This window comes from Pseudomonas sp. S35, from assembly GCF_009866765.1.
Taxonomy (GTDB): domain Bacteria; phylum Pseudomonadota; class Gammaproteobacteria; order Pseudomonadales; family Pseudomonadaceae; genus Aquipseudomonas.
This window is the reverse complement of the sequence record NZ_CP019431.1, coordinates 3694350-3712838: the sequence shown is the minus strand read 5'-3', so window position 1 is coordinate 3712838 and position 18489 is coordinate 3694350. Positions and strand designations below refer to the sequence as shown.

Below are 18489 nucleotides of genomic sequence, written 5' to 3'. Positions count from 1 at the left end.
AAAACTGTGGATTGTTCAAGCTTCAAGCGGACTTCAACGCCATGCTGCGAAGGTAGTCAGACCAGGGGTCGATGTTATTTGTGGCTTGCGACAGTGTTATGGGCTGCTTGGCTTTTTCGCGCAATGTCCGGCTGTCTTCCAGTTGGTGCTCAATGATGGCGTTCGCCAGCGCGTGGGAGCGGGGTGAGTCTAGAGTGCGTGGGACGCGTCGCCCCAAGTGGTCCAGCGGCGGCATTTCAGCCGCTTCAGGTAGCGGATTGCCAAGCAGCGTGATCACCAGGTCGGTGAGCGAGGGGACCGATGAGTGCGCCGCTGGCCAATGCCCATGCTCATACGCCGCCCAGTCGAAACGCATCCAGGGCTGGTGGGTGCCGCTGTCTAAGGCGGCCATGACCTGTTGGTAATGAATGTCGTGTCGACGGCGTATCAACAACTGGCGAGGGAAACATTCATGGAGGTGACGCTCACTGCCGTACCTGACACCCACGAGCACGCCAAATCGGCCCACACGGGCGGGACCATCGTCGTGCGAGCTTGAACGGCTCAAGCTGAAAAGCTGTACATGGCCATATTCCAGAGCTTCACGATGAGGCAACGTGAGTTGAGACAGCCAATAGCAAATGAGTTCCCGGTAAGCGGCCTTCAGCTGTTTGAGTTTCTGCTCAAAGACGGTGAGAAATAAGCTGCTGATCGGTTCCAGTAGGTGAAAGCGTTTGGCCATCTCCCGATATTTGACGTCCGCCTGAGAGGAGTGCCAGTTCAATGTGGCGACTTTCAGTTCTCCGGCCATGTGCAGGTCGACAAACGAGTATTTAGGGCCGGTATGGACATCCTCGAAGTGTCCATCTTCGGAAAAGGGCGAGTCGTGCGGCAGCCACATCAGAATCGGTGTTTGCAGCCAGGTATTTTGGGGGTAGACCTTACGCAGATCATCTCTTGCGGTTTGGCGCAATGACACGATGGGCTCGGCGAATGCGTCAAGGGCGCTGGTCAACCGTGCGCGTTGGGCGTTGAGGGCTTCGATTGCTCTGTTCACCGCCGGGAGGCCGTAGCGCCCTTGTTGTACCAGTATGCCGTTGACCACGGCCCAATCCAGGATTGGCACTGTCGCTGGAGGGCTGTCCAGAAAGGTTTTCCAATGCCCATGGGGCGGCAGGTACGCCAGGAACATGATCTGGGAGTAGGTCATTTGGCGGGAGGACCCTGGCAGGACTTTTTCCATGTACATGACGTAGTGGTGGAACAGCAGCCACGTATGCGAGCCCAAGTAGGGTGTTGTGTCAGGGATGCTGCGTACCAGCAGGTGCGGGGCTTTTCTGCTCAGGACCAAGTGAGTTGCCAGCGCCGCGACCGGTTCGCTGGAGCCTCCCAACGTGGTTTCGATATGACTGCACACGAACGGTACTGACTCGCCCCAGTAGTAGTCGGCTTGCCAGTCGAGATAACGGATACGGGTGGGATAAACGTCGCAATGAGGGTCAAGATTGAGGAGCAACGCGGCCAATATCAGTGCGTTTCGGCTGCCACTTCCCGAGTAGTCGCTGGCGTGCGCGCCGTGCCAATGCAGGGTATTTGATAACTGTTCGCCCAGTTGCTGGGCCGGTGGGGACGCGAGCAGGCGCATCAGCAGGTTGTCGGCTTCAGCGCGTACGTCAGTCAAGGACTTACCCACCAGTATGGCTTGGCTCATGTAGCCGAACAGTGTGAGGGTATGGCCCTCCATGAACGTGTCGCAGATCGTCACGATTAGCTGGCGTTGGGCAAGGGACAACGACCACGCTGAAGACTGTGCACTGGCGGGCGTGAGGGCTCGCCAGTAACAGCCTTGGGCAGCAGGCAACGCAAGATTGGTTTGCAGGCGCTGCAGGAGGATGTGTGCCTCCGGCAGTGTCGTGGGCAACTGGAACTGGTACAGCCGTAACGCTTGGCTGAGGCTTACCGCATCGGTTGTGCGTAGCTGACCTCCCGTTTTGGCCGCCAGCTTCTTGAGGGGTGGCATGAGCAGCATCAGGTGGTCGTGCTCTGCGACTGCATCGGCCAGGGATTTCCAGGTGCCATCCAGACCTCGTGCGCCAATACTGCCCGAGGCGCTCAGTAATACATGACTGGCAGGGTCGATGCGTTCACGGGTGCGGATGGCCTGGAAGGCAGGGTCATCGGTTAGCTTATGTAGGTGGGAATAGGCCAGCTTCACCGCTGCCTGAATAGCGTCCGGGTCGGCAGGCATGATTCTGTCAAGCCCATTGGGTCCTTGCAGGTTGCCGCCTTCGATCACCTTTGACAGTGAGGTGCGCATCGCCTGACGATCATTGAGCAGGCCCACGTGGCGGCGAAAGCGAACGAGTTCGGTGAGTGAGCGCTCAGCGCGCAGCACCGCGGGCTCGGCAGGTACTGCCCATTGGCGAAGGTGTTGGATCAGCGTCTTGATGTCCGCTCGCCCCACCGGGCGTTCGATGGCGTAGGCCTGCAACGCATCGACAAGGCCGACACTATGAGCTGGGTAAATGGGTATGCCTAGCTGTTCGCTCAGCAGGTTCAATCGCTCCCAACGTGTGTCGGGCGAGGCTGGAGCAAAGGTCGTTTGCTCGCGCCCATCGTCCTGGGCGATGACACAAATCAGCTTGCGCGCATCATCGAAGTGAGCTCGTGTTGGCGCTTGCGGAGTGCCGCTGAGGTCGTTTTCATCCATGATCGCTTGCAGCAGGGCGGCCGCCTCTTTCAGCGTTCTCGCCAGCTTTGAATGGGACTCCAGATGCAGGCGCGTGCGGTATATGTCCAGTGTGAAAAAGTGGTTTTCATCTTTGATCAGGCGTTCCAGGGTATCCGCAAACTGGTGGTAGTCGCGCCGTTGCTGAGTCAGTTCAGACGGGATAATGGATTTGCTGCGGCCGTTATCGTCAAACGCAGGAAATCCTTGCAGCGCTTGCAACTCCTCGATGATAGCCAGCGCCGTGAGGCGGTTGGCAGGCATCGGGTAGCCATGAAACGCCAAGGTCAGGTCCAGTGGCAGTGTCGTTGCATCATTGCTTACCAAGTGGCGGGCATACGGCATGCCGAGCGTCATGGGGTCGACCAGTTGGCTGATGTAGATGATGGGGTTGGCCAATGCCCACCAGCCTGACGTATCGGCCAGTGTGAACACTTTCGGTACGCCGTGCGCGATGACGTGGAGTGCGCTGTTGTGGACTTTCAGCGTCTTTAAATCGACTCTTTGGGCTTCGGCCCAGGCGATGAAGGGCGTGCTGTTGATGGCTTTGCGAAAGACCTCGCTCCAAAGGCCCAGCATTGACTGCGCGGGAACCGCTACGGGCTCTGCCGCGCCGGGCATCCCTTCGTTCGGCAGTGTTGAAAGGCGGCTGATCAGTAGCGCGATCAAGGCGCTGTCACCCTCTGTGCGTAACGTCTGGATTTCGCTCGAATAGGTGTTGCCAGGGGCTGTGGTGATTGGCAGGGCGATGTCACTGGGCGGATCGTTCCATGCCAGCGCGAGGGTATTGAGGTCATCCATGAGGGCGGTTCCGGGTGGTTGAAAGCCCGGATGATCACCCTGGATGACGATAGGTCAGTAGCAGGAGGTTCCTGCAATGGCGTGGCTTGTGTCAGCCACGCCAGCGGGGGAAACGCCAGGGATCAGAAGTCCCACTTGGTCGCCAGTTGCAGGCTGCGCGGTTCGCCGTAGAAGCCGGTGCCGAAGTTGCCCAGGCCCGTGTAGTACTTTTTGTCGAACAGGTTCTTCACGTTGAGCGTGGTGCTCAGGTGCTCGTTGAAGCGATAGCGCGCCATCAGGTCCACCAGGTAGTAGCTGTCCTGGGTGATGCGCGAGTCGTGGCCGAAGTTGACCGTGTCGTTCGGGTCAGGCTGGAACACATTGCCGAAGAATTCGCTCTGCCAGTTCACCCCGCCGCCCACGGTGACATTCTCCAGGGCGCCGGGCAGGCGATAGGAACTGAACAGGCGCACCACTTGCTGCGGTGTGGTGGTTTGCAGCACGGAGCTGTACACGTAGCCGTCATCGGCATTGCGGGTGTGCTGGTAGGTGTAGCCAGCGGAGATGTTCCAGCCGTCCAGCACTTCGCCGGACAGTTCGGCTTCAAAGCCTTTGGTGGTGGCGCCGGCGATGGGGCGGTAGATCGAGTCGGTCTCGAAGCCCGAGACGTACTCGGCGACATTGTCCTGTTCGATGCGGAACGCGGCGAAACTGGCGTTCAGGCGACCGTCGTAGAACGCCGCCTTGAGCCCGGCTTCGTAGGTTTGGCCTTCCACCGGGTCAAGCAGCTTGCGGTCGGCGTCCTTGCTGGTTTGCGGTTGGTAGATCTGGGTGTAGCTGGTGTACGCCGACCAGGTGTCGTTGAGGTCGTAGACAATCCCCGCATAGGGCGTGACCACGCCGCTCTGATGGTAGGTGGTGCGATTGTCGGTCTGTGTGGGGTCGTAGAAATCGGTGGTGTCGGTGCCGCTGAAATTGCTCACGCGGGTGCCGAGGATCACCGACAGGTCATCGGTAGGTTTCAGGCGAGTGGCCAGGTAGGCGCCGGTCTGGCGTTGCACGATATCGTTCTGGCCGCTGCGCGGGATGTCTGGCTTGGCGTATTCGCCCTGCCAGTCGAAGATGCTGCCGCCCACGTCGGGGTAGATCGAGCCGTACACCGGCACGTCCTGTTTAGAGCGGGTGGCCATGAAGCCCATGATCAATTCGTGCTCGCGGCCAAACAGGCTGAACGGCCCGCTGAGGTTGACGTCCAGGGTGTTCTGCACCTGATCGCCCTTGTACTTGCCCATGAACATGTACATCCCCTCACCGGTGACCGGGTCCGGGTTGCCGCCACTGGCAGAGGCCAGCAGGGTGTCGTGCTGGCTGCGCTTGCGGTCGAGGCTGACTTTGAGCGACCAGTCGTTGGCCAGCTTCTGTTGCACCGAGGCAAACAGCGTCTGGTTCTGGAAGTCGCGGCGGCTCCAGTCGGCGGCCGGGTTGAACGAGCGTGAGAAATTGGTACGTGAGCCGTCGCTGAAGTACATCGGGAAACCAGTCCAACTGGCGCCGCGTGAGCGGGTGTTCTGCTGGTCGATGCCGACGGTCAGCAGGGTGTCGGGCGTCAGGTCCGCTTCGAGAATGCCGTAGGCGATGTCCTTGGTGTTCTGGTAATGGTCCAGGTAGGACTGGCGATCCTGGTACACACCGACAAAACGCCCGCGCACATTGCCGGACTCGGTCAGGGGGCCGGAGATATCGCCTTCGGTGCGGTAGTTGTCCCAAGAGCCGAAGGTCTGGGTGACCGAGGCCTTGAAGTCCTTGGTGGGCTTCTTGCGGATCAGGTTGACCGTGGCCGAGGGGTCGCCCGAACCGCTCAACAGGCCGGCCGAGCCCTTGATGATTTCCAAGTGGTCGTACACGGCCATGTCGGTGCTGGTGGTGCCGTAGTCGTACACGCCGTCGTAGGTGGAGTTGACGCCGTCGTACTGGAAGTTGGTGATTGGCAGGCCACGGCTGGAAAACTCCCAGCGTTCGCTGTCGTAGTTCTGCACACTCACACCGGGGGCGCGGCGCAGGGTGTCGGCGATGCTGTTGGAACCCTGGTCGTCCATTTGCTGGCGGGTGATTACCGTGACCGATTGCGGGGTTTCACGCATCGACAGCGGCAGGCCGGTGGCCGAAGCCATGGAGCCGGTGGTGTAGGAGTGGGTGTCTTCGGTGGTGGCGCCCAGGTCCTGGCCGGAAATGGTGGTGGCGCCCAGCTCAAGGGCACCGGTGTTGGCTGGGATCAGCTCCAGCACGTAGCCATTGTTGCCTTGGGGCTGGGCCTGCAACCCGCTGCCTTGCAGCACGCGTTGTAAGCCGCTGGCGGCGGTGTAGCTGCCATTGAGGCCGGGGCTGGTTTTGCCTGCAGCGAGGCTGTTGTGGCCCGCGATGAAAATGCCCGACTGCTCGGCAAAGCTGTTCAGCACACTGACCAATGAGCCTGCAGCGATGCGGTAGCTGCGCGTGGTCTCCTGGGTCGAAGGCGATTCGGCGGCATGCACCACCGACACACCGAGGCAGAACAGCGAAGTGGCCAGCGCCAATGGGCGCAGCGCGAAGCGAGCAGGTTGCGACATGAATGTTTCCCTTTGGATCAAATCGATCGGCGAATTGAAAGCGTCTGCAGGGTTAACCGAACGAGTGTTGAAAAAGGGAACTGGCGGAGTGAAAAAACTTACCGAGGGCCGACTGTGACCCACCACGGCATCAGCCGCTCGACCCGCACCGGCAGCGCGGCTTGCAGCAGATGCAGGGCGTGGTCGCTGTCCATCAACGGGAATGAACCCATCACCGGCAAGTGCGCCACCGCTGGGTCACAGCCCAGGTGGCCTGGGCGATAGCGGTTGAGCTCAGCCACCAACTGGCCCAGGGGCAAATTGTCGGCCAGCAGCACGCCACGGCTCCAGGCCTCGCGTGCCGGTGAAACGGGTGCGGTTGGGTTCAAGCCCTCGCGGTTGAACGCGACTTGCTGGCCGGCCTCGATGATGCGCACCTGTTGGCTGGCGGTGTGCACTTGCACGCGGCCCTCAAACACGTTGAGCAGGGTGTGGTCGTCGCTTTGCACCACACTGAAGCGCGTGCCCAGCGCCTGTAGGCGGCCGTGCTCGGTGTCCACCAGAAAGGGGCGGCTGGCGTCCTTGGCCGTATCGATCAGCACTTCGCCAAAACGCAGGTGCAACAGGCGTCGCAGGGGATCGAAGCGCACATCCAGGGCGCTCAAGGCGTTCAGCCACACATGACTGCCGTCCGCCAGCACGACGTCGCGGGTTTCGCCGCTGCCGGTGGCGTAGTCGGCGCTCCAACCGCCGACCAGCCGGGGCAGGGCGGTGTTGCGCCAAGTGCCCCACGCCAGGGTCGAGCCGGCACACACCACCAGCAATGTCTTGAGTGTCTGGCGCCGCGAACTGCGCAAGGCGCGGCTGGCGCCGGGTGCTTGGTCCATCAGCGGCGCGAAGCGCTGACTGACCCGCTCCACATACTGCCAGGCCGCCAAGTGCTCGGGGTTCTGCGCCACCCAGGCCTGCCAGCGTTGTTGCTCTTGGGCGCCACCTTGGTCCTGCAGGCGCACGTACCAGTGCGCGGCCTGCTCCAGGCTGGCGTGGCTGAGCTTGCCGGCGGCGTTCATTGCACCAGCATCCCATCGAGTTCGGCTTCGAGGATTGCGCAATGCAGCAGGGCCTGGGCCATGTATTTCTTGACCATGCGTTCGCCCACGCGCAGTTGCTCGCCAATCGCCTTGTAGGGCAGGCCGTGCAGTTGGGCCAGCAGGAACGCTTCGCGGACCTTGCTCGGCAGGCGGGCGAGCATGGCGTCCACTTCGTAGAGGGTTTCGACGATGAGTGCCCGTTGTTCCGGCGACGGCTGGGTGGCGTGCGGGATTAGCGCGAGGCTGTCGAGCCAGGCCTTTTCCAGTTGGCGGCGGCGCCAATGGTCGATGCATAAACCGCGGGCGATAGTGGCCAGGTAAGAGCGTTGGCGCGCGTGATCGGTCTCGGTCGGCGGGCGGTTGAGCAGGCGGATGAAGGTGTCGTGGGCCAGGTCGGCGGCATCCCAGCGGTCGTTCAGGCGGCGGCGCAACAGGCCGAGCAGCCAGCCGTGGTGGGTGCCGTAGAGGTGGGTGAAGGAGGTCGACACACTGTCCATCCAGCGCCAAAAAAGCGACGTAAATAAGAATTGGTCGCGATTAAAGCAAAGGATAGAAGTGTGCGCAAATGATATTGGTTTGCTATTGGCGCATGTGTAGGCCCCCAATCCACATTTGGTCTGCGTGCATTCAGGCCGGTACGAGGAACGCCGCTTCAAGTAACTGCCGGGTATACGCATGCTGCGGATCGGCAAATATCGCCCGCGCATCGCCTTGTTCCACTACCTGCCCATGCTTGACCACCATCAGTTGGTGACTCAACGCTTTCACCACCGCCAGGTCATGGCTGATAAACAGGTAGGTCAGGTTGTACTTGGCCTGCAAGCTGCGCAGCAATTCCACCACCTGGCGTTGCACTGTGCGGTCCAGGGCCGAAGTGGGTTCGTCGAGCAGAATCAAGCGCGGCTTGAGCACCAGCGCCCGGGCGATGGCGATGCGTTGGCGCTGGCCGCCGGAGAATTCGTGGGGGTAGCGATGCCGGGAGTCGGGGTCCAGGCCCACTTCCTTGAGCGCGGCGATAATCGCCGCTTCCTGCTCGGCCGCTGTGCCCATCTTGTGAATGCGCAAACCTTCGCCGACGATCTCACTCACGCACATGCGCGGGCTGAGGCTGCCGAACGGGTCCTGGAACACCACCTGCATTTCCCGGCGCAGCGGGCGCACCTGTTGCTGGGTCAGGCGGTCAAGCTGTTGGCCTTCGAAGCGGATGCCGCCCTTGCTGCCGATCAAGCGCAGAATCGCCAGGCCGAGGGTGGATTTGCCCGAGCCGCTTTCGCCGACGATGCCCAGGGTCTGCCCTTGGGGCAGGCTGAAGTTGATGCCGTCCACTGCCTTGACGTAATCGACGGTGTTGCGCAAAAAGCCTTTCTTGATCGGGAACCAGACTTTCAGGTCATCGACTTCCAGCAACGGCGGCCCGACCACGTTGTTGGCCGGCCCACCGCTGGGTTCGGCCGCCAGCAGTTCCTGGGTGTAGGGGTGTTGCGGCGACTGGAACAGCGTCTCGCACTCGGCCTGCTCGACGATGCAACCCTTCTGCATCACACACACACGATGGGCAATGCGCCGCACCAGGTTCAAGTCATGGCTGATCAGCAGCAGTGCCATACCCAGCCGTGCCTGCAGCTCCTTGAGCAATTCGAGGATCTTCAATTGCACGGTGACGTCGAGGGCCGTGGTCGGCTCGTCGGCGATCAACAGCTCTGGCTCGTTGGCCAATGCCATGGCGATCATTACTCGCTGGCGTTGGCCGCCGGACAGTTCGTGGGGCAGGGCCTTGAGGCGTTTATGCGGTTCCGGGATGCCGACCAGCTCGAGCAATTCCAGGGTGCGCTGGGTCGCGACCTTGCCGGTCAGCCCCTTGTGGAGGCCGAGCACTTCGTTGATCTGCTTCTCGATCGAGTGCAGCGGGTTCAGCGAGGTCATCGGCTCCTGGAAGATCATCGCGATCCGGTTGCCGCGAATATGCCGCAGGGTCTTTTCCTTGAGGGTCAGCAGGTCTTGCCCGGCATACGCGATGGTGCCGCTCGGGTGTCGCGCCAGCGGGTAGGGCAGCAGGCGCAGGATCGAGTGGGCGGTCACTGATTTACCGGAACCGCTTTCGCCGACCAGCGCAATGGTTTCGCCACGCTTGATGTCGAAGCTGACGTTGTTGACCACACGGTGGTGATGCTCGCCGGTCACGAACTCGACGCTGAGGTCGCGGATTTCGATCAGATTGTCCTGATTCATCTCATTTCCTCGGGTCGAAGGCATCGCGAGCGGACTCGCCGATGAACACCAGCAAACTCAACATGATTGCCAGCACGGCAAACGCGCTCATGCCCAGCCACGGCGCTTGCAGGTTGGATTTGCCCTGGGCTACCAGTTCGCCCAGGGACGGCGAGCCGGCCGGCAAGCCAAAGCCAAGGAAGTCCAGGGCGGTGAGGGTGCCGATGGCGCCGGTGAGGATGAACGGCATGAACGTCATGGTCGAGACCATCGCGTTGGGCAGGATATGGCGGAACATGATCGCGCCGTTCTGCATGCCCAGCGCCCTGGCGGCGCGCACGTATTCGAGGTTGCGCCCGCGCAGGAACTCGGCGCGCACCACGTCTACCAGGCTCATCCAGGAGAACAGCAACATGATCCCCAGCAGCCACCAGAAGTCGGGCTGCACGAAACTGGCGAGGATGATCAGCAGGTACAGCACCGGCAGCCCGGACCAGATCTCCAGGAAACGCTGCCCGGCCAGGTCGACCCAGCCGCCATAAAACCCCTGCAAGGCGCCGGCGATCACGCCGATGATCGAGCTGAGGATGGTCAGGGTCAGGGCAAACAGCACCGACACCCGGAAGCCGTAGATCACCCGCGCCAGTACATCGCGGCCCTGGTCATCGGTGCCCAGCAGGTTTGCTGACGACGGTGGCGCGGGGGCCGGTACTTTGAGGTCGTAGTTGATGCTCTGGTAGCTGAACGGGATCGGCGCCCATAAGGTCCAGGCGTCCTTGGCCTTGAGCAGTTCCTGGATGTACGGGCTCTTGTAGTTGGCCTCCAGCGGGAACTCGCCGCCGAAGGTAGTCTCCGGGTAGCGCTTGAGCGCCGGGAAGTACCAGTCGCCGTCGTAATGCACGGCCAGCGGTTTGTCGTTGGCGATCAGCTCCGCGCCCAGGCTCAGCCCGAACAGGATCAGGAACAGCCACAGCGACCACCAGCCGCGCTTGTTGGCTTTGAACCGTTCGAACCGGCGGCGATTGAGGGGGGATAGGTTCATCTCAATGCTCCCGGCTGGCGAAGTCGATACGCGGATCGACCAGGGTGTAGGTGAGGTCGCCGATCAGTTTCACGACCAGCCCCAGCAGGGTGAAGATAAACAGCGTGCCAAACACGACCGGGTAGTCACGGTTGATCGCCGCTTCAAAGCTCATCAGCCCCAGGCCGTCGAGGGAGAAGATCACTTCCACCAGCAGTGAGCCGGTGAAGAAGATGCCGATAAAGGCCGAGGGGAAACCGGCGATCACCAGCAGCATCGCGTTACGGAACACATGGCCGTAGAGCACGCGGTGGTTGGTCAGGCCCTTGGCCTTGGCGGTGACCACGTATTGCTTGTTGATCTCGTCGAGAAAGCTGTTTTTGGTCAGCAGCGTCATGGTCGCGAAATTGCCGATCACCAGCGCTGTGATAGGCAAGGCCAGGTGCCAGAAGTAGTCGAGGATCTTGCCGCCCCAGCTCAGTTCGTCGAAGTTGTTGGACGTGAGCCCGCGCAACGGGAACCAGTCAAAGTAACTGCCGCCGGCGAACACCACGATCAACAGGATGGCGAACAGGAAGGCCGGGATCGCGTAGCCGACGATGATCGCCGAACTGGTCCACACGTCGAAATGGCTACCGTGCCGCGTGGCCTTGGCGATCCCCAGGGGGATCGACACCAGGTACATGATCAGCGTGCTCCATAACCCGAGCGAGATGGACACCGGCATCTTTTCCTTGATCAGGTCGATGACCTTCGCATCGCGAAAGAAGCTGTCGCCAAAGTCCAACTGGGCGTAGTTCTTGACCATGATCCACAAGCGTTCCGGCGCCGACTTGTCGAAGCCGTACATCTTCTCGATTTCCTTGATCAGCGCCGGGTCCAGGCCTTGGGCGCCACGGTAGCTGGAACCCGCCACGGCTACTTCGGCGCCGCCACCGGCAATGCGGCTGGTGGCGCCGTCAAAGCCTTCGAGCTTGGCGATCATCTGTTCCACGGGGCCACCGGGGGCGGCCTGGATGATGACGAAGTTGATCAGCAGGATCCCGAACAGGGTGGGGATGATCAGCAACAGGCGACGAACGATATAGGCCAGCATTCAATCGCCTCCGCTCGCCGCATCGGCGCTCGCTTGGGGTTCTGGCGCCACGATGGGTGGCACGTTGGGTTTGCTCCACCAGGTGGATATGCCGACGTCGTACAGCGGTGACACCTTTGGATGGCCGAGGTTGTTCCAGTAGGCCACGCGGAAGGTTTTGATGTGCCAGTTGGGGATCACGTAGTAGCCAAATTGCAGCACGCGATCCAGGGATTTGGCGTGTGCGATCAGGCTGGCGCGGGTGTCGGAATCGATCAGTTGTTCCACCAATTCATCCACGGCTGGATCCTTCAGGCCCATGTAGTTGCGGCTACCGGGTTTGTCGGCGCTGGTGGATTTCCAGAATTCGCGCTGCTCGTTACCGGGCGAGGAGGATTGCGGGAAGCTGCCTACCAGCATGTCGAAGTCCCGCGAACGTAGGCGGGTGACGAACTGGGATACGTCCACCCGGCGAATCACCAGGTCAATGCCCAGGTCCGCCAGGTTGCGCTTGAAGGGCAGCAGAATGCGCTCGAATTCCGTCTGGGCGAGCAGGAATTCGATGGTCACGGGTTTGCCGGTGGCGTCGACCATTTTGTCATCGACGATCTTCCAGCCCGCTTCCTGCAACAGTTGGTACGCCTCGCGCTGTTGGGCGCGGATCATGCCGCTGCCGTCGGTTTTGGCCGGCGCGAACGCTTCGGTGAATACCTGAGGCGGGATCTTATCGCGCAGCGGCTCAAGAATTTTCAGCTCGTCGGGGCCGGGCAAACCGGTGGCTGCCATGTCCGAGTTTTCGAAGTAGCTGCGGGTGCGGGTGTAGGCGCCGTTGAACAGCTGCTTATTGCTCCATTCGAAGTCCAGTAGCAAGCTGATCGCCTTGCGCACGCGCACATCCTGGAACATCGGCTTGCGCGTATTGAACACAAAACCCTGCATGCCGGTGGGGTTGCCGTTGGGAATTTCTTCCTTGATCAAGCGGCCTTGCGTGACGGCGGGCACGTTATAGGCATTCGCCCAGTTCTTTGCGCTGAACTCTGCCCAATAGTCGAACTGCCCGGCCTTGAGGGCTTCAAGCGCAACGGTGGCGTCACGGTAGTAATCGGTGACGCGCCGGTCGAAGTTGTACAGCCCTTTGTTGATGGGCAGGTCCTTGCCCCAGTAGTCCTTCACCCGCTCATAGCTCACCGACCGCCCGGCCTTGACCTCGGCCACCCGGTAGGGGCCGCTGCCCAGGGGAATCTCCAGGTTGCCTTTATTGAAGTCGCGGGTTGCCCACCAGTGTTTAGGCAGTACCGGCAGCTGGCCGAGGATCAGTGGCAGCTCGCGATTGTTGGTGCGCTTGAACTTGAACAGCACCCGCAGCGGGTCTTCGGCGATGACCTCGTCGACATCGGCGTAGTAGGTGCGGTAGAGCGGGGTGCCGTCCTTGATCAGGGTCTGGAAACTGAACACCACGTCGTCGGCACGCATGGGGTGGCCGTCGTGGAAGCGCGCCTCGGGGCGCAGGTAAAAGCGTACCCAGCTGTTGTCCGGGGCTTTTTCGATCTTGCCGGCGACCAGGCCGTACTCGGTGAAGGGTTCGTCGAGGCTCTGGGTAGCCAGGGTGTCGTAGATCAAACCGATATTGTCGGCCGGGACGCCTTTGCTGATAAACGGGTTGAAACTGTCAAAGCCGGCCAGGCTCGACTCACGGAATGTCCCGCCCTTGGGCGCATCCGGGTTGACGTAGTCGGTGTGCTTGAAATTGGCCGGGTATTTTGGCGGCTCGTTGTACAGGGTCAGCGCGTGTTGCGGCGCCGCATGGGCCGCACAGCACAACAACAGGCCGGCAAACAGTGAAGTACGCAAATACATCATTGGGCTTTCTCCGACGCTTTCAGCCACCACGCGCTCAGGCCCAGGGTGTAGGGCGGCGTGGCGACAAAGGCGAACCGGTTACGGTACGCCAGGCGATGATAGTTGAGGTACCAGTTGGGAATGCTGTAGTGCTGCCACAGCAGCACCCGGTCCAGTGCGCGGCCGGCAGCCAGTTGTTCTTCGCGTGTGCGTGCCGCGAGCAATTGTTCCAGCAAGTGATCGACGATCGGGTTGGCGATACCTGCGTAGTTTTTGCTGCCCTTGATGGCCGCCTGGCTGGAGTGGAAGTACTGCCACTGTTCAAGGCCGGGGCTCAAGGTCTGGTTGAGGGTGATCAGGATCATGTCGAAGTCGAACTGATCCAGGCGTTGCTTGTACTGGGCGCGGTCGACGGTACGCAGGCGCGCGTCGATGCCGATGCTGATCAGGTTCTCGACATAGGGCTGCAGGATGCGCTCCAGGTTCGGGTTGACCAGTAATATCTCGAAGCGCAGCGGCTGGCCGTCCTTGTTGAGCAAGCGCTGGCCCGAGAGTTTCCAGCCAGCCTCGCCAAGCAGGGCCAGGGCGCGACGCATGTTCTCGCGGGGGATGCCGCGCCCGTCGGTCTGGGGCAGGCTGAAGGCTTGGGTAAACAGGTTGGCCGGTAGCTGCTCGCGGTACGGCGAGAGCATCAGCCATTCGTGGCCCAACGGTACGCCGCTGGCCGCGAACTCGCTGTTGGGGTAGTAGCTCAAGGTGCGTTTGTAGGCGTTGCTGAACAGGGTGCGGTTGGTCCACTCGAAGTCGAACATCAGCCCCAGGGCCTCGCGTACCTTGGTCTGGCTGAAGCCCGGCCGCCGCGTGTTCATGAACAAACCCTGGCTCTGGGTCGGGATCTGGTGGGCGATCTGCGCCTTGATCACCTCACCACGGTTCACCGCTGGGAAGTTGTAGCCATTGGCCCAGTTTTTGGCCTGGTGCTCTATATAGATGTCGAACTCGCCGGCCTTGAAGGCTTCGAAGGCTACGTCGCTGTCGCGGTAGAATTCCACTTCGACCTTGTCATAGTTATAGAAGCCCTGGTTGACCGGCAGGTCTTTGCCCCAGTAATCCTTGACCCGTTCGAACACCAACTGGCGCCCAGGCGTGACCTTGCTGATGCGGTACGGCCCGCTGCCCAGCGGCGGTTCGAAGGTGGTGGCCTTGAAGTCGCGGTTTTTCCAGTAGTGCTTGGGCAATACCGGCAACTCACCCAAGCGCAGGATCAGCAACGGGTTGCCGGCACGCTTGAACACAAAGCGGATGCGATGACGGTTGAGGATGTCCACCCGCGCCACTTCCTGCAGGTTGGTGCGGTACTGCGGGTGGCCTTCGGTCAGTAGGGTGCGGTAGGAAAATGCCACGTCATCGGCGGTGATCGGCTTGCCATCATGGAAGCGTGCTTCGGGGCGCAGGTTGAACACCACCCAGCTGCGGTCCTCGCTGTATTCCACCGATTGGGCAATCAACCCATAGCTTGAAGTGGGCTCATCGCCTGATGGCGCGTACTGGCCGGTGCCGACCATCAACGGCTCATTGAGCTCATTGACGCCGTATTGCAGGAAATTTGGCGTTGAAACCGGGCTGGAGCCCTTGAAGGTATAGGGGTTGAGCGTATCGAAGGTGCCAAATGCCATGACCCGCAAGGTACCGCCTTTCGGCGCTGCGGGGTTTACCCAATCGAAGTGGGTGAATTTGGCCGGGTACTTGAGCAAGCCGAACTGCGTATAACCGTGGCTCTCGGTAATCGTCGCGTTCGCAGCAAAGCTCAAGGCCAGACTTATTAATAGAAGGAGGGGACGCTTCAAGTCAGAGATCCGATCCAGGCGGCTTGGGCTTTATGGTCGGTACAGTAACAGCTTGTTCCGGTTGGAAAAAGCCAGTCCGAGACACTGGATATTCAATGTGGGAGGGGGCTTGCCCCCGATAGCAGGCTGTCAGCTAGCAGATTTACTGGCTGATACATCGCTATCGGGGGCAAGCCCCCTCCCACAATTAGATCTGCGGTGTTCCCGAGTTATCAGCGTGGCCCCGACACTACCAGCATCTGCCCAGGCTTGAGTGCCTGGCCAGTGCGTGGGTTCCAACGCTTGAGATGTTGCATCTCGACGTTGAATCGCTTGGCGACGATGTACAGCGAGTCGCCTTTCTTGACCTTGTACTGCACGGGTTTCTTGCTGCTGGCCACAGCGCGGCGGGTGTCCTGCATGACCAGGGTCTGGCCGACCTTGAGCGCCCGGCCATTGAGCTGGTTCCAGCGCTGCAGGTCATGCACATCGACCTTGTTGGCCTTGGCGATCAGCGTGAGGTTGTCACCGCTGCGCACTTTGTAGCTGCGAGTGCGGCCGGCCACCCGTGCGGTCTCGACTTCGTCGAACACCTGTTTCTTCGGGCGCATTGCCAGCAATTCTTCCGGCTTCATCGTCGAAAGAGTGCTGGTGAGCAATTGCGCCTTGGAACTCGGTACCAGCAGATGCTGGGGGCCGTCCAGGGTGGTGCGTTGTTTCAGGGCCGGGTTGAGCTGGAACAGTTCGTCTTCGTCGATTTCTGCCAGCGCAGCCACCCGTGACAGGTCCATGCTTTGCTTGACTTCAACCACTTCGAAGTAAGGCGTATTGGCAATCGGGTTCAGGTTGACGCCATAGGCCTCGGGGGCCAGCACCACCTGGGACAGCGCCAGGAACTTGGGCACGTAGTCCTTGGTTTCCTGGGGCAGGGGCAGGTTCCAGTAATCGGTGGGCAGGCCAAGCTTTTCGTTACGCTCGATGGCCCGGCTCACGGTGCCTTCACCGGCGTTGTAGGCAGCCAGCGCCAGCAGCCAGTCGCCGTTGAACATATCGTGCAGACGGGTCAGGTAGTCCAGTGCAGCGGTAGTGGAGGCGGTGATGTCGCGGCGGCCGTCGTAGGCGCGGGTCTGGCGCAGGTTGAAGTAGCGCCCGGTGGAGGGGATGAACTGCCACAGACCGACCGCATCGCTGCGTGAATAGGCCATTGGGTTATAGGCACTTTCGATCACTGGCAGCAGCGCCAGCTCCAAGGGCATGTTGCGCTCTTCAAGGCGTTCTACGATGTAATGAATGTAGAGACTGCCGCGTTCACCGGCGTTCTCCAGAAAGGACGGGTTGCTGGCGAACCACAGGCGCTGTTGCTCGATGCGCGGGTTGACGCCGACGTTGTCCTGCAATTGAAAGCCTCGACGCATACGCTCCCAGACATCCTGGGGTACTTCGGGGCTAGGTTTCTCGGACAGCCAAAGGGGCTTTTGCTTGATCTTGGCAGCAAGATTCGGTTTGGGTTGCACGGTGGATTGTGCAGCGAAATTTGTCGATTGGCAGCCCGCCAGAGTAGCGGACACAGCCACCGCCACAGCTTGAGCCAGGCGGGTCAATGCGTCTGAATGGTTGGATTTACGAATAGATGACGACATTGGCTGGAAGTAAGTTCCGGGCAAAAATGTCGGGCGATTCTAGAAAGCACTTTGGTTCCGGTCAACCATTCAGAAATTGCGTATCAGATTACGTCGACTTAGAACTTATCTTTCCACGCCCTCAAGCTAGCAAACACCTCGGCCCCAGAGCGGTTGTCGCGGCCATTCCGTTCGTCCGCTTTTTGTTTAACGGATGTTTCAGAGGTGCGCAGGAAAGGGTTAGTAAGTTTTTCCAGGGCCAGGTTGGAGGGCAGTGTCATCTCGCCATTGGCCCGCAGTTGGCGGACGTTTTCCACCCGTTCGGCGATATCGGCGTTGTCGGGTTCCACCGCTTGGGCAAACTTGAGGTTACTTTGTGTGTATTCGTGGGTGCAGTACACCAACGTCTCGGCGGGCAGGGCGGCCAGGCGCTCAAGGGAGGTGTGCATCTGCTCCGGCGTGCCTTCGAACAGGCGACCGCAACCGGCGGCGAACAGGGTGTCGCCACAGAACAACACGCCCTGGTGATAGAAGGCTATGTGGCCCAAGGTGTGGCCGGGCACGGTATAGACGTCGAAGTCCAAACCCAGCACGCTGATGCGGTCGTTATCCTGCAGGGCGACGTCCCGCGCCGGGATCTGCTCGGTGGCCGGGCCGTAGACCTTGGCGTCGGTCTCACGCTTGAGTTGTTCGACGCCGCCGACATGATCGTGGTGATGGTGGGTGATCAGGATGTCACTCAGGGTCCACGCCGGGTTTTGCGTGAGCCAGGCCAGCACCGGTGCGGCATCGCCGGGATCGACCACCGCGCAGTGTTGGGTGTGTGGATCTTGCAACAGCCAAATGTAGTTGTCGGTGAAGGCGGGCAGGGCACTGATCTGTATCATTCTTCGATTCGCCAAGCTGAACACATTGGTGCATCTTAGAACGTCTTGGCGAGTTGGAGAATGCAATGACTGATAAAGCGTTCGCCCAGGCCGATCCTGAGTGGCTGGCCCTGATCAGCGCGGCCCGTGAATGGCTGTCCGGGCCAATCGGGCAATTTCTACTGGATGAAGAACGGCGCATGCTCGAAGACGAGTTGGGTCGCTTCTTTGGTGGCTACCTGGTGCATTACGGTCCCTCAGCGCAGACGCCGCCGTCTGCGCCCCAGGTTCAACGCAATGTGCGCCTGGGAGCGCCGTTGCCGGGCGTCGAGATCGTCTGCGAGGAGCAGGCCTGGCCCTTGAGCGAGCACGCCGCCGATGTGGTGGTGTTGCAGCATGGCCTGGATTTTTGCCTGTCACCCCACGGTTTGTTGCGCGAAGCGGCGAGCAGCGTACGCCCCGGTGGCCATTTGCTGATTATCGGCATCAACCCTTGGAGCAGTTGGGGGCTGCGCCACGTGTTCGCCCATGACGGCCTGCGCCAGGCGCGCTGTATCGCGCCGTCGCGGGTGGCGGACTGGCTCAACCTGCTGGGCTTCGCGCTGGAGAAACGCCGCTTCGGGTGCTATCGTCCGCCGCTTGCCTCGACCAAGTGGCAGGCGCGTCTCAGCGGCTGGGAACGCCGGGCGGGAGCCTGGCAACTGTCGGGCGGTGGCTTCTATCTATTGGTCGCGCGCAAGATCGTGGTCGGGCTGCGGCCTGTGCGCCAGGTCGCACGGCAGCCAATGGGTAAGCTGGTGCCGATGCCGATGGCCAAGGTCAACCGTAAGCAAAGTGAAACGTAAAACCCTTTTTTGATTTAAGACCGAGTA

At 60.9% G+C, this 18489-nt stretch carries 12 protein-coding genes; 1 reads left to right on the top strand and 11 read right to left on the bottom strand.

Translation table 11 applies throughout. From position 1 onward, the window contains the following. Positions 1 to 22 precede the first annotated feature (22 nt). The 11 genes from PspS35_RS16350 to gloB form a co-directional block, all read right to left on the bottom strand. Positions 23 to 3508 (bottom strand): hypothetical protein, encoded by a 3486-nt coding sequence (locus tag PspS35_RS16350; RefSeq protein WP_159935777.1) that lies wholly within the window; start codon positions 3506 to 3508, stop codon positions 23 to 25. Positions 3509 to 3630: 122 nt separating this feature from the next. Beyond that, on the bottom strand, positions 3631 to 6093 hold the full coding sequence (locus PspS35_RS16345) for a TonB-dependent receptor (RefSeq protein WP_159935776.1): 2463 nt from the start codon (positions 6091 to 6093) through the stop codon (positions 3631 to 3633). Positions 6094 to 6191: 98 nt separating this feature from the next. Next, positions 6192 to 7142 (bottom strand): FecR domain-containing protein, encoded by a 951-nt coding sequence (locus PspS35_RS16340; RefSeq protein ID WP_159935775.1) that lies wholly within the window; start codon positions 7140 to 7142, stop codon positions 6192 to 6194. Beyond that, the gene (locus PspS35_RS16335; protein WP_159935774.1) at positions 7139 to 7660 is read right to left on the bottom strand and encodes a sigma-70 family RNA polymerase sigma factor; all 522 of its coding nucleotides are present in this window, start codon (positions 7658 to 7660) and stop codon (positions 7139 to 7141) included. The genes PspS35_RS16340 and PspS35_RS16335 overlap by 4 nt, the downstream gene beginning before the upstream one ends. 130 nt (positions 7661 to 7790) lie before the next feature. Continuing rightward, complete coding sequence (locus PspS35_RS16330; RefSeq protein ID WP_159935773.1) at positions 7791 to 9392, bottom strand: ABC transporter ATP-binding protein; 1602 nt, start codon at positions 9390 to 9392, stop codon at positions 7791 to 7793. Between the two features lies 1 nt (position 9393). Next, positions 9394 to 10413: an ABC transporter permease gene (locus tag PspS35_RS16325; protein WP_159935772.1), complete on the bottom strand. Its 1020-nt coding sequence runs from the start codon at positions 10411 to 10413 to the stop codon at positions 9394 to 9396. 1 nt (position 10414) lies between these two features. Then, the gene (locus PspS35_RS16320; RefSeq protein WP_159935771.1) at positions 10415 to 11488 is read right to left on the bottom strand and encodes a microcin C ABC transporter permease YejB; all 1074 of its coding nucleotides are present in this window, start codon (positions 11486 to 11488) and stop codon (positions 10415 to 10417) included. Beyond that, positions 11489 to 13327, bottom strand: coding sequence for an extracellular solute-binding protein (locus PspS35_RS16315; RefSeq protein WP_159935770.1), 1839 nt, complete (start codon positions 13325 to 13327; stop codon positions 11489 to 11491). Further along, entirely contained in the window at positions 13324 to 15153 is a 1830-nt protein-coding gene (locus tag PspS35_RS16310; protein WP_159935769.1) for an extracellular solute-binding protein, read from the bottom strand. The genes PspS35_RS16315 and PspS35_RS16310 overlap by 4 nt, the downstream gene beginning before the upstream one ends. A gap of 212 nt (positions 15154 to 15365) precedes the next feature. Continuing rightward, positions 15366 to 16772, bottom strand: coding sequence for a lytic transglycosylase domain-containing protein (locus tag PspS35_RS16305; protein WP_159935768.1), 1407 nt, complete (start codon positions 16770 to 16772; stop codon positions 15366 to 15368). 98 nt (positions 16773 to 16870) lie between these two features. After that, the gene (gene gloB / locus PspS35_RS16300) at positions 16871 to 17638 is read right to left on the bottom strand and encodes a hydroxyacylglutathione hydrolase (RefSeq protein ID WP_159935767.1); all 768 of its coding nucleotides are present in this window, start codon (positions 17636 to 17638) and stop codon (positions 16871 to 16873) included. A gap of 65 nt (positions 17639 to 17703) precedes the next feature. On the opposite strand from gloB, the gene PspS35_RS16295 reads away from it, so the two are divergent. Continuing rightward, positions 17704 to 18462 carry a methyltransferase domain-containing protein gene (locus tag PspS35_RS16295; RefSeq protein ID WP_159935766.1) on the top strand — a complete coding sequence of 253 codons (759 nt, stop codon included), beginning with the start codon at positions 17704 to 17706 and terminating at the stop codon, positions 18460 to 18462. Positions 18463 to 18489 lie beyond the last annotated feature (27 nt).